This window comes from Bacteroides sp. MSK.20.82, from assembly GCF_019052485.1.
Lineage (GTDB): Bacteria > Bacteroidota > Bacteroidia > Bacteroidales > Bacteroidaceae > Bacteroides > Bacteroides thetaiotaomicron.
Map to the genome: position 1 here is coordinate 98,110 of NZ_JAHQUN010000007.1, position 12,089 is coordinate 110,198.

A 12,089-nucleotide genomic window follows, 5' to 3' on the forward strand; every position below is an offset into this window, starting at 1 on the left:
ACCATGAATGAATTATTTAACGTAAAGGACAAAGTTGTTGTTATCACCGGTGGAGCCGGAATCTTAGGTAAGGGTATCGCTGCATACTTAGCTAAAGAAGGAGCTAAAGTTGTTGTACTCGATAGAAGCGAAGAAGCAGGTAAGGCATTGGTAGAAAGTATCAAAGCTGAAGGAAATGAAGCTATGTTCCTGTATACGGACGTAATGGACAAAGAAGTGCTGGAAGGTAACAAAGTGGAGATCATGAAAGCCTATGGCCGTATTGACGTATTGCTGAACGCTGCTGGAGGTAACATGGCGGGCGCAACAATTGCTCCGGACAAAACTTTCTTTGACTTGCAGATTGACGCCTTTAAGAAAGTGGTGGATTTGAATCTGTTTGGTACGGTATTGCCTACAATGGTATTTGCTGAAATCATGGTAGAACAGAAGAAAGGTTCTATCGTAAACTTCTGTTCCGAATCGGCTCTTCGTCCGTTGACACGTGTGGTTGGTTACGGAGCTGCAAAAGCTGCTATTGCTAACTTCACTAAATATATGGCTGGCGAACTGGCTTTGAAATTCGGTAACGGTCTGCGTGTCAATGCTATCGCTCCGGGATTCTTCCTGACTGACCAGAACCGTGCGCTGTTGACAAATCCTGATGGTTCTCTGACTGACCGTTCCAAGACAATTCTTGCTCATACTCCGTTCAATCGTTTCGGTGAACCGGAAGATCTTTACGGAACTATTCATTATCTGATCAGTGATGCTTCTAACTTCGTAACAGGTACAGTAGCTGTTATCGACGGAGGTTTTGACGCATTCTCCATTTAATACCTATTACTTATTACTTAATACTTATCATATTATGTATCTATGTGAACAAACTTGGCGCTGGTATGGTCCGAATGACCCAGTAAGCTTGTGGGATATTAAACAGGCAGGCGCTACCGGTATAGTAAACGCACTTCATCACATTCCGAACGGCGAAGTGTGGACAGTAGAAGAAATCATGAAGCGTAAGCAAATGATTGAAGAAGTGGGCCTGACTTGGTCTGTTGTGGAAAGTGTACCTGTGCACGAACATATCAAAACGCAGACCGGTGATTTCTTGAAATATATTGAAAACTATAAGGAAAGCATCCGTAATCTGGCCAAATGTGGTGTAATGGTAGTTACCTATAACTTCATGCCTGTATTGGACTGGACACGTACGGACCTTGCTTATACAATGCCTGACGGCTCTAAAGCTCTTCGCTTTGAGAGGGCGGCCTTCCTTGCTTTCGACCTCTTTATTCTGAAACGTCCGAATGCGGAGAAAGACTATACTCCGGAAGAAATAGCCAAAGCAAAAGCCCGTTTCGAACAAATGAGTGAAGACGATAAGAAATTGTTGGTTCGTAATATGATTGCCGGACTTCCGGGATCGGAAGAAAGTTTCACCGTAGAACAGTTTCAGGAAGCATTGGATCGTTATAATGATATCGATGCTGAGAAACTTCGTTCTAACTTGATCTTCTTCCTGAAAGAAATTGCGCCTGTGGCTGATGAGGTGGGAGTGAAGCTGGTGATTCATCCGGACGACCCTCCTTATACAATTTTAGGTTTACCGCGTATTCTAAGTACGGAAGAAGACTTTAAAAAACTGATTGAAGCCGTTCCTAACGAATCAAACGGTCTTTGCTTGTGTACAGGTTCTTTCGGTGTACGTGCTGACAATGACCTTGCAGGTATGATGGAGCGTTTTGGCGATCGTGTCAACTTTGTACACTTGCGTAGTACACAGCGTGACGAAGAAGGAAACTTCTATGAAGCTAACCACCTGGAGGGAAATGTAGATATGTACAACGTAATGAAGAGCCTGATTCTTCTGCAACAACGTCGTAAATGTTCTATCGCTATGCGTCCGGACCATGGTCATCAGATGATTGATGATCTGAAGAAGAAAACAAATCCAGGATATTCCTGCTTAGGCCGTCTTCGTGGATTGGCAGAACTTCGCGGTTTGGAAATGGGTATTGCAAAGTCTATTCTATAAGCAGAATTCATAATTAGCAATCTATTTTAAAGACACTACGGCTATTATTGACAGTAATAATAGTGGTAGTGTCTTTTATATTGCTCATTTACGGAGCTTTCGTATTAAAATAAGCTTCCGGTGTGCAAATCAACTTTTGGCTTTTTAGGCTCGGGGATGATGAGCAAGGCTATTTGTGCACAAGCCTCAGCATCGGCGAGAGCATGGTGATGATTGGTTAAATCATATCCGCATCGGGCTGCCACCGTATGTAGCTGATGATTGGGCAACTCTTTTCCAAACACTTTCCGTGAAGTGCGGCAAGTACAATAAAACTTATAATTGGGATAAGTCATTTCGTATAGCTCGTGAACAGCTTTCAGACAGCCCTCATCAAAAGGACTGTTGTGAGCAACAAGCGGAAGACCGTCTATAAGCGGTTTTATTTCTGCCCATACATCAGGAAAATCTTCCGCTTCTTCCGTATCCGCGTAAGTCAGTCCGTGAACTGCTGTTGTCCATTGCGTATAATAGTTGGGGCAAGGACGGATCAGACGATAGATTTTCTTAACGATTTTTCCGTTCCTCACGATGACAACCCCTACGCTGCATACGCTGGTGCGCTTTCCGTTGGCTGTTTCAAAGTCGATAGCTGCAAAGTCCTTCATGCGTTTTGCTGTTTTTTGAAACACAAATGTACATGATATTTTTTGCAAAATACATGAATTGGCATTTATTCTCTTTATATTTGCGTATAAAATAGACCGATGTACACAGAATATCAGCCCTCTCGTCTACTCGCTCCCTATATTGATAATTATTGGGAATTTAAGGGAACTCCGGAATATGGTATGCGTATCCATATTTTGCCGGATGGTTGTACCGATTTCATTTTTACGTTGGGAGAAGCAGTGAGTAAGGTAAAAGAAGAAACGCTGGTCATGCAGCCTTATCGTTCTTACTTTGTGGGTCCGATGACGAAATATTCGGAGCTTGTCACTTATGCCGAATTCGTTCATCAGTTCGGCGTTCGTTTTCTGCCTTGTGGGTTATCCGGATTTACAAAGCTGCCTTTGCATGAGTTTGCGAATTACAGAATCAGTACGAATGAAATGCAGGCGGTTTTTGACAGTACCTTTATCGAGAGGGTATGTGAGCAGAATGATGTCCGGGGACGGATTCAGGTCGTTGAAGAATATCTCCTGGCGTATCTTGCACATAACTATCAGCCTGTTGATTCCCAAGTTGCCGCAGCGGTGAATATAATCAATCAGTCCGGTGGGAAGCGTTCTGTTCGTAGTCTGATGGATGAGGTATGCCTGTGCCAGCGTCATTTTGAACGGAAGTTTAAACATAACACCGGATTCACTCCTAAAGAATATAGCCGCATTGTTAAATTCAAGAATGCAGTAGAATTACTGAGAAACACGGCCTCTGTCAACCTGCTGACTACCGCCATCGACGCAGGATATTATGACCTGGCACATTTCTCAAAAGAAATCAAAACATTGTCGGGCAATACTCCTACATCATTTCTTTCGCTCACAGTTCCGGAGGATATAACGCTGACTTATATCGAACCTTAGAACCGGATTAGTAAAAGTCGATTTTTTACAATAGAACGGACATCTGTGCCGTTATCTTTGTGGCGAAATAAAATAAATACAATAAGATTATGTCAACAAAAACTATGAAAGAGAAAGCGGCGGAGTTATTGCAGAAATGCGAAGTTGTCACCCTTGCTTCTGTGAACAAGGAAGGCTATCCCCGTCCTGTGCCAATGAGTAAAATTGCAGCAGAAGAAATTTCCACTATCTGGATGTCCACCGGAGCGGATTCATTAAAGACTATTGATTTTTTATCGAATCCGAAAGCAGGATTATGTTTTCAGGAGAAGGGGGACAGTGTGGCATTGATGGGAGAAGTGGAAGTCGTGACAGACGAGAAACTGAAGCAGGAACTTTGGCAGGACTGGTTTATCGAACACTTTCCCGGTGGTCCTACAGATCCGGGCTATGTATTGCTAAAGTTCACCGCCAATCACGCAACCTACTGGATTGAAGGTACCTTTATTCATAAAAAGCTTGACTAATCTTGATCTGGAGCGATTATAAAATTGACAGGTAACGGTACATTTGTGTACGAAAAAAGAGAAAGACATTCCCAAAGTAAGGACTGTTTTTCTCTTTTATGTTTAGGCTGGAAGACGTGGTTTTCGTCTATCTGACATTCATTTAGAATTCAAACTTTTCCAGTTTCATTTCAGCTAATTCCTGAATGATACCTACGTATTGTGCAAAATGAGCGGTTTTCTCGTGTGCTGCCAATACTTCAGCATTCTGCCATGTTTCGCAAATCATGAAAACATCACGGCGGGTACTGCTTTCAAAAGTATCATAAGCAATGCATCCTTCTTCTTTCAAAGAGCAGGCAGTCAGTTCTTTTGCTGCCTTAATCGCTTTTTCGCGGTTTGTTTCGTTTACACGAACAAAAACATTTAATCTGATCATAGTTCTTTTATTATTTATGTGATTAAAAAGAATGGTTTCATCACTGTGTTTGTGAAGAACCGAAGGCAAAGATAGTATTTTTCTGTAGCTTCCCGCAGGCTGTTTTCAAATTTTCATATAAACTTCATATAATCATAAAAAATCGGTTATATTTGCATCTGAATTCTAAAAGCAACTATTTTGGGCACCATTCTTAAATTTGTTATAGCTTAATATTAGCCTCATAAACCACAGGCTAATTTCTTTCGTTTGAGTACTTCTACTTGAACCGGTTTTTCATTTTATCAATTTTATTATTCACTGCATCGTTTTTTAAAGACGAGTGCAATTTGGTATTCAGGCTTTTAGTCAGACTCCTTATGATGATTCGAAAGCTGCGGGTACATTGAGAATGAATGGAAAATTTCGTAAGAAATAGTAAGCTGAACATAGAAAAAGAAATTAAAAGGATTGAGCAACAGCCGATTGCCCCTCTCGAGCGGATAAAGCAGATAATAGATGTCATACAGACATCACTTACTTTGCTGAAAAGGGCAGTTGCCGAATATCAATTTCAGAACCCTGAAGAAGAAATTCAGTTCTTTAAAGTCTGGAAACCGCAGATTTCCGGCTTGCTGATGTTTTATATCCGTTTATATCAGATTGAAAAGAACCGTGTCGGCAAATCCCTGTCGGCTCAATGCAAATATTTAAAGATGGAACTGGAGAATATACAGAAGTCATTTTTGAATAATAGCTTCTATGATTATTATCGTGCCGGTCAGACCGAACTTGATAACCACTATTTTATCCGTGAGAATTATGATATTCTTTCCGATGTTCATTGTCATTTGCTGGACAGGGATCCTTCTTTTACCACCTTACACGATTCAAGCGTTGCAATGATTCTGGCGAATAGTCATTTGATAGAATATGTATCAGACGAGATCGATTCGCTGTCAGACAAACTGCATCTTAAATTCACCTCCATAGTAGACAGTAAATTGCTGCAATGGACAGATAGTAAAGTTGCCTTGGTTGAATTCATCTATGCGATCTATGCGGGCAAATGCTTTAATAATGGAAATACCAGTCTGAAAGACATCGCTTTTTGTTGCGAGGTACTTTTCAATATCGAGATTGGAGACTTTTATCGTATCTTCTTGGAAATCAGGAATCGGAAGAAGAACAGGACACAATTTCTTGATAAGTTGAAGGATAAAATACAGAAGATGATGGATGAACTCGACAGATAAATTTCACGCCATCTTGTGACATCTTGTGAATTTTATAAATGGCTTATATCCAACTTTGCTTTATGGATACAACATTTACATGGGAGATAAAAGCAAAGAATTCTCCTTTATTAATTAAGAAATGCAGTCATTGCGATAGTGACCGGTTTTACTGTAGTGATAAGTTTAGAATGAATGCGCAGAAAAAGAACATCGATGTCTGGCTGATATATCGGTGTGTGAAATGCGATAATACTTGCAACATTACTTTGCTGTCACGTACCAAACCGGATTTGATAGATAAAGTCCTGTTTCATAGCTTTTCCATGAACGATCGGAAAGCAGCCTGGAAATATGCTTTTTCTGCCGAACTTGCCGGCAGGAATCATTTGAAAACGGATTATGATAGTGTAGAATATGAGGTTATGGATAACTTCTCGAAAGAAGATATAATCCGTATGTCCGATGCAATCATAAAGATTCAAATCAAATGCGAGTTTGAATTTAATTTGAAATTGTCGTCTTTATTAAGAAGGAATTTTCTTCTTTCCAGCACTCAGTTAAGGCGTCTGTTTGAACAGGGAGTGATTTCGCTTCTTTCCGGTAAAGAGCCGCAGAAATACAAAGTAAAGGACGGAGATATCCTGTTGATAGATAAAGAACATTTGCTTGTTATGATGGACTTTGTGGATAGCTTTATGGTAAAAACAGGCATTGATTGATTTTTTATTACTACATTTGTCTGATATGGAACAGGGAATTCAGAAACTAAGTACTATTATAAATTCAGAGATATGAGAAAATTGTTCTTATTAGCTATTGTTTTATGTGTATGGAGTGTCGTTGCCGATGCTCAGGAGAGTGAGGGAAGATATATTGAGGTAACCGGTTCTTCTGAAATAGAAGTTGTTCCGGATGAGATTCATCTTTTGATTCAAATAAAGGAATATTGGAAAGAGGAATTTGTGCCGAAGTCCAAGCCGGAAGATTATAAAACGAAAGTTCCGTTGGAATGGATTGAAAAAGATTTGCGTCGGGTGCTAAGTAGAGCAGGAATTTCGGATGAGGCTATTCGTGTACAGGAAATCGGAGACTATTGGCGTCAGAAAGGAAAAGAATTTCTGATAGGTAAGCAACTGGACATCCGGTTTACTGACTTCGAAAAGATAAATGCCGTTATTAAGAAGATTGATACGAAAGGTATCGAGTCCATGCGTATCGGGGAGCTGAAGCACAAGGATTTGCCGAACTATCGGAAACAAGGTAAGATAGAAGCATTGAAAGCAGCACGTGAAAAGGCATCTTATCTTGTGGAAGCTATGGGACAAAAACTGGGTGAGGTCATTCGTATTGTCGAACCGGCTTCGAGCTATGTAAGTCCTTATTCTCTTTATCAGGCACAGAGTAATGTCAGTATGGGGACAGCTGCCACTGAGCAATATCGCGTTATTAAATTGCGGTATGAGATGACGGCGCGTTTTGCCATTGAGTAATATGGATAAGGCGAAAATGTGTACAAAGGTATTGACTACGCAAACTGGTAGGAATGCTCCATTAGTAAGTTGCTGTTGGGAGATTAAGTTCTTAGTATGGGTTATCTTTTTCTTGCTAAGAATTAAAGTTCGCATTACATAAAACTGTACCTTTGTATGCGATAGACTATTCGTCTGACTATAGTGATACTTGCGTCTGACTGTAGTTGCTCTTTCGTCTAACTATAGTCAGACGAAAAGAGAACTATAGTCAGACGAATAATTATATGCAGGCTAAGCATTAAAGAATAGTATATACAGGGCCAAATATTAGGAAAGCAAGCAATAAATATATAAACTGATAAAACAAAGCTAGTAATGAGTACATATTATGATTTATACGAAACGCCAGATGTTCAGAATACAGGAGAGAAACAACCCCTTCATGCCCGCATCGTTCCGAGTGGAACTTATTCGAAAAAAGATTTTATAGAACGCGTATCCCGTCACCAACCTTTCCCGCACAATATAATTGAAGGAGTACTTGGCGCTGTAGTTGATGAACTGGCCGAAGCCTTGGCGGATGGATACATCGTGGAACTGGGCGAACTTGGACATTTCAGCATTTCGTTGAAGTGTACCCATAAAGTGATGACTAAGAAAGAAATTCGTGCCGAGTCTATCCGTTTTGACAATGTTCATTTACGTACTTCCAAAGAATTTAAAAAGAAAATAAAGCGGGAGATAGAACTTGAACGAGTTGAGAACTCCAAAGTAAAAACTCACGATACTAAAATATCCATTGAAGACCGTCTCCAAATGTTGCAGGAATTTCTGAAGAAGAACGGAGGAATCACGCGTATAGAATATAGCAGACTGACCGGACTCCCCCGATTGAAAGCAATTGATGATTTGAATGCTTTCATCAAGGAGGGAACTCTTCGCAAGAGGGGAGCAGGAAGAACTGTCTTTTATGTGTGGAAACAGGAAGAATGATATTATAACAGAAAACCATCTTTCTTTTTGCTAACAATTTTGTATCTTTGTGTGTATATAGATAAAATAGTGAGATTATGGCAAAAATAACAATACCTTATGCAGTAGCTGATTTCATAGAAATGCGTGAACGTGGGTTCTATTATGTGGATAAGACAGACTATATTTCGAAATTAGAGGAATATAAGGCTCCTGTGTTTTTTCGTCCCCGCCGTTTTGGCAAGAGTTTGTTGGTTTCTACTTTAGCTTGCTATTATGATCGTACCAAAGCACATCGGTTTGAAGAACTGTTTGGAGGTACTTGGATTGGTAGTCATCCAACGAAAGAACATAATCAATATATGATTATTCGCTATGATTTTTCAAAAATGGTGATGGCGAATAGTATAGAGGGATTGGCGCAGAACTTCAATGATTTAAACTGCGGTCCGGTAGATCTTATGGTCGAACATAACAGAGATTTATTCGGTGATTTTCAGTTTACCACTCGTGGAGATGCTTCCAAAATGCTGGAAGAGGTGCTCAATTATGCCCGTTCCCATGGCTTTCCTAAAGTTTATATATTGATTGACGAATACGATAACTTTACCAACCAATTACTTACAGCATATAATGACCCGCTTTATGAGGAAGTGACAACCAATGATAGTTTCTTGCGTACTTTCTTTAAAGTAATAAAGGCTGGTATCGGTGAAGGCAGCATTCGTACTTGTTTTTGTACGGGGGTGTTACCTGTTACGATGGATGATTTGACTAGCGGATACAATATAGCAGAGATACTTACTTTGGAACCGGGTTTTATGAATATGCTCGGATTTACGTATGAAGAAACAGAAGTTTATTTGCGCTACGTGCTTGATAAGTATTCTACAGGACAGGACCGCTATAATGAAATTTGGCAACTGATTGTGAGTAATTATGACGGATACCGTTTCCGCCCTAATGGAGACCGGTTATTCAATGCTACCATTCTTACTTATTTTTTCAAGAAATTTGCAGCCAATGCGGGTAGTATTCCTGATGAACTGGTGGATGAAAATTTGCGAACGGATATTAATTGGATTCGTCGGCTTACTCTTTCATTAGATAATGCGAAGGCAATGCTCGATGCATTGGTTATTGATGACGAATTGTCTTATAATGTAGCTGATCTTTCCAGTAAGTTCAATAAGAAGAAGTTTTTTGATAAGGAATTTTATCCTATTAGTTTGTTCTATTTGGGAATGACAACGTTGAAAAATAGTTATCGTATGGTACTACCTAATCTGACTATGCGTAGTGTCTATATGGATTATTATAACCAATTAAACCGGATTGAAGGAAATGCACAACGCTATGTGCCTACTTATGAACGTTATGATGCCGACCGCCGTTTGGAACCCCTAGTACAAAACTACTTTGAACAATATTTGGGACAATTCCCTGCACAGGTATTTGATAAGATGAATGAAAATTTTATTCGCTGTTCTTTTTATGAACTGGTGTCGCGTTACTTAAGCAGCTGTTATACATTTGCTATAGAGCAGAATAATTCGGTAGGACGTTCGGATTTTGAAATGACAGGTATTCCCGGTACAGATTATTACACAGACGACCGTGTGGTTGAGTTTAAGTATTATCGTGCAAAAGAGGCTGAAAAAATGCTGACACTTACTGAACCGCTTGCGGAACATATAGTGCAGGTCAAGAAATACGGAGAAGATACAAAAAGAAAATTCCCTAACTATCATGTACGGACTTATGTGGTATATATTTGTGCAAACAAAGGATGGAAGTGTTGGGAAGTATAGATTCCTCAAGGACTACACTTCACGATAAAATAAAGTAATGGAAGAACTCTTTCGATTGGTACGAGATGAAAACGACATTGATAAAGCCTTGTCTATGATTTGTTCGGGCTACATACTGGAACCGTCTTATAAGAGCGAATACAATTGCAGTCTTTTGTTTCATGCCGTTTATCGGAAAAGCCTGGTATTGGTAAAAACACTGGTAGAACAAGGCGCAATCAAGCAGTATCTTTTCGAATTGCCATGAATTATTATATAAAATCATATTGAATTAGACAATCCTTAATAAATTATTGTAGTTATGTCAATGCATGCAATAGAGAGTTTGGTGGAATATTCCGTAATAACCGTAGCGACTGCTTTGCCTGTTCCGCCTTTGGCACAAAGTATTTGCCATAGTCTTTATCATCTTCAGAACCAATTAGACTGTGGGTACACGGTCTTGCGGGTTCGCGACGAATTGGAAAAGGTCGGTTATCTTTCCCTACTCTCACCAGAGCAACTGCCCGAACCGGAGCGTAGTGAGGCAATGGAGCTTGCCGCAGAGGGCGGTTTCTTGAAAGGTGGTGGCATTTATGTGGATCGTCGTTCCGGGAAATGCTGTGTCACCGCAGGATGCGTATTATGGAAAAAGCTCCTTGATATGAGTGTTATTCCGGCATCGCCCGAAGCGGAACTCCGTCTGCTCGATCCTTTGGAATTGGCTGAACAGATTGTTTCATTGGCTTCCAAGGCTCTTGCCGGAGGTGACAAACGGGGAGCCGATACGCTAGGACATTGGTATGTGTTCTTTCCGCTATTTTGCGCAATAGAGGGGTGGGATGATGCTAATGCTCCCGAACCGGAAAGAATCCAAGCGTTGCTACGGCTGCTGGATGTTCCCGAAGCGTTTGAAGTGGCAGCATCTTACGGCAATGAGCTGGATGTCGATTATGAAGAAGAGGAAATGCCTTTCCTTGTCGGTTGGGAGCAGCCATATCGCAAATGGTTAAAAGAACGAAAAAACGATGAAGGGATACAAGAAGGCGAACTTGATTCATTCCATAGAAACGTAATGTATCAATATATTCAACGTCATAATTTTGAAGAAGCGGACCGGTATGCCTCCTTGATTGCAGATGAAAATAGTCGTTTGCTTCAACGTTGCGTAGTTGGTTACGCTTGCCACCAATGGCTAAAGACGCAGGAACCGGGCACATTGCCTCCGTCATGCCTGCTCTCTCTCTTTGAGGTCAAAGAGGGGTTTGAACGCCTGAGCGGACTGCCGTTGCCGGAACAGGAACTTGCCACTTGCCGTGTTTACCTGTTGCAGACGGTTGTATTGTTGGGCGATTATCCGGCTGTCATCGAAATGCAGCAAGCCTTGTTTACGGAAGCCATCGGCAAACTGGAACAATACCCCGAAGGAGAGACAAGGCAGATGCAGCAAATCGCATTAGCCCTTAGCTACTACCAAATGCTGTACGTCAATCTTCCGGACGAATATCCCTCCAAGAAAGAATTGATGCGAAAGAGATTCCCGGGATTGATGGAACTATCCGATGTCAAGCGGATATGCGGCGAGTTACTTCCCGAAAAGCCGCAAATGGCAGATACGCTACAAGAAAACATGGAACAATGCAATGCCTTGATGCAATATCTTAACTAAAAGCGATTATGAGTTTCATCTTCAGAAAATTCAAGATGGTATTGTTGCTGCTGTTAGTGGCGGCATACTCTTACGGGCAGGCGAGAGATGCAAAGAATTTCATCATCACCCCGCAGACCGTAGTGAAGACTAATTTGCCCAAGCTGGATTCCTGCTTGTTTAAGTTGCAAGAGATATTGAGAGAACGGTTCGGGCAAAGCGCCATCATCGGAGGGAGGCGGGCAAGCGGTAATTCGGTTATCGAACTTTGGACAGATTTTGAATTGGAAGGTAAAGAACATTATATACTCAATATATCGGCAAAGAAACTTTCCATCAGAGGAGCGACGCAAAAAGCCATTCAATACGGACTGAAGACCTTGGACAAAATCTTGCAGGAGGAAACAAATAATACGGCGAACAAGCAAATAGCTCCTCGCCGTATTGAAAATGTTTCCGACAGTAATTGCCCCTGATGCCT

14 protein-coding genes are annotated in these 12,089 nt (G+C 40.9%); 12 read left to right on the plus strand and 2 right to left on the minus strand.

Translation table 11 applies throughout. The annotated features are described in order from the left end of the window. Nucleotides 1-3 precede the first annotated feature (3 nt). Together KTR07_RS09045 and uxuA are read left to right on the plus strand one after the other, a co-directional pair. Entirely contained in the window at nt 4-816 is an 813-nt protein-coding gene (locus KTR07_RS09045; protein ID WP_008762343.1) for an SDR family oxidoreductase, read from the plus strand. A 34-nt stretch (nt 817-850) separates the two neighbouring features. Beyond that, entirely contained in the window at nt 851-2,020 is a 1,170-nt protein-coding gene (gene uxuA / locus KTR07_RS09050) for a mannonate dehydratase (protein ID WP_055221034.1), read from the plus strand. A 104-nt stretch (nt 2,021-2,124) separates the two neighbouring features. Here uxuA and KTR07_RS09055 read toward each other — a convergent pair whose 3' ends face one another. Continuing rightward, entirely contained in the window at nt 2,125-2,667 is a 543-nt protein-coding gene (locus KTR07_RS09055; RefSeq protein WP_008762345.1) for a 3'-5' exonuclease, read from the minus strand. Nucleotides 2,668-2,766: 99 nt separating this feature from the next. Between KTR07_RS09055 and KTR07_RS09060 the strand changes: the two genes are divergently transcribed. After that, entirely contained in the window at nt 2,767-3,585 is an 819-nt protein-coding gene (locus tag KTR07_RS09060; protein ID WP_062694842.1) for a DUF6597 domain-containing transcriptional factor, read from the plus strand. Between the two features lie 89 nt (nt 3,586-3,674). Next, nucleotides 3,675-4,091: a pyridoxamine 5'-phosphate oxidase family protein gene (locus KTR07_RS09065; protein ID WP_062694845.1), complete on the plus strand. Its 417-nt coding sequence runs from the start codon at nt 3,675-3,677 to the stop codon at nt 4,089-4,091. A gap of 142 nt (nt 4,092-4,233) precedes the next feature. Here the strand turns inward: KTR07_RS09065 and KTR07_RS09070 are convergent, their stop codons facing one another. Next, the gene (locus KTR07_RS09070; RefSeq protein WP_062695920.1) at nt 4,234-4,509 is read right to left on the minus strand and encodes a putative quinol monooxygenase; all 276 of its coding nucleotides are present in this window, start codon (nt 4,507-4,509) and stop codon (nt 4,234-4,236) included. A 395-nt stretch (nt 4,510-4,904) separates the two neighbouring features. Here KTR07_RS09070 and KTR07_RS09075 point away from each other — a divergent pair, with 395 nt between their 5' ends. The 8 genes from KTR07_RS09075 (at nt 4,905) to KTR07_RS09110 (ending at nt 12,084) form a co-directional block, all read left to right on the plus strand. After that, complete coding sequence (locus KTR07_RS09075) at nt 4,905-5,744, plus strand: RteC domain-containing protein (RefSeq protein WP_008764863.1); 840 nt, start codon at nt 4,905-4,907, stop codon at nt 5,742-5,744. Between the two features lie 62 nt (nt 5,745-5,806). Continuing rightward, complete coding sequence (locus tag KTR07_RS09080; protein ID WP_008764864.1) at nt 5,807-6,445, plus strand: DUF1062 domain-containing protein; 639 nt, start codon at nt 5,807-5,809, stop codon at nt 6,443-6,445. 72 nt (nt 6,446-6,517) lie between these two features. Continuing rightward, on the plus strand, nt 6,518-7,216 hold the full coding sequence (locus KTR07_RS09085) for an SIMPL domain-containing protein (RefSeq protein ID WP_008764865.1): 699 nt from the start codon (nt 6,518-6,520) through the stop codon (nt 7,214-7,216). Between the two features lie 357 nt (nt 7,217-7,573). Then, nucleotides 7,574-8,191, plus strand: a complete 618-nt coding sequence (locus KTR07_RS09090) for an HU family DNA-binding protein (protein WP_008764866.1) — start codon at nt 7,574-7,576, stop codon at nt 8,189-8,191. A gap of 77 nt (nt 8,192-8,268) precedes the next feature. Beyond that, nucleotides 8,269-9,981 (plus strand): ATP-binding protein, encoded by a 1,713-nt coding sequence (locus KTR07_RS09095; RefSeq protein WP_008764867.1) that lies wholly within the window; start codon nt 8,269-8,271, stop codon nt 9,979-9,981. 37 nt (nt 9,982-10,018) lie between these two features. Beyond that, nucleotides 10,019-10,228 (plus strand): hypothetical protein, encoded by a 210-nt coding sequence (locus KTR07_RS09100; protein ID WP_008764868.1) that lies wholly within the window; start codon nt 10,019-10,021, stop codon nt 10,226-10,228. Between the two features lie 54 nt (nt 10,229-10,282). Next, the gene (locus KTR07_RS09105; protein WP_008764869.1) at nt 10,283-11,629 is read left to right on the plus strand and encodes a hypothetical protein; all 1,347 of its coding nucleotides are present in this window, start codon (nt 10,283-10,285) and stop codon (nt 11,627-11,629) included. 8 nt (nt 11,630-11,637) lie between these two features. Beyond that, complete coding sequence (locus KTR07_RS09110) at nt 11,638-12,084, plus strand: glycoside hydrolase family 20 zincin-like fold domain-containing protein (protein WP_008764870.1); 447 nt, start codon at nt 11,638-11,640, stop codon at nt 12,082-12,084. The last annotated feature ends 5 nt before the right edge of the window (nt 12,085-12,089 follow it).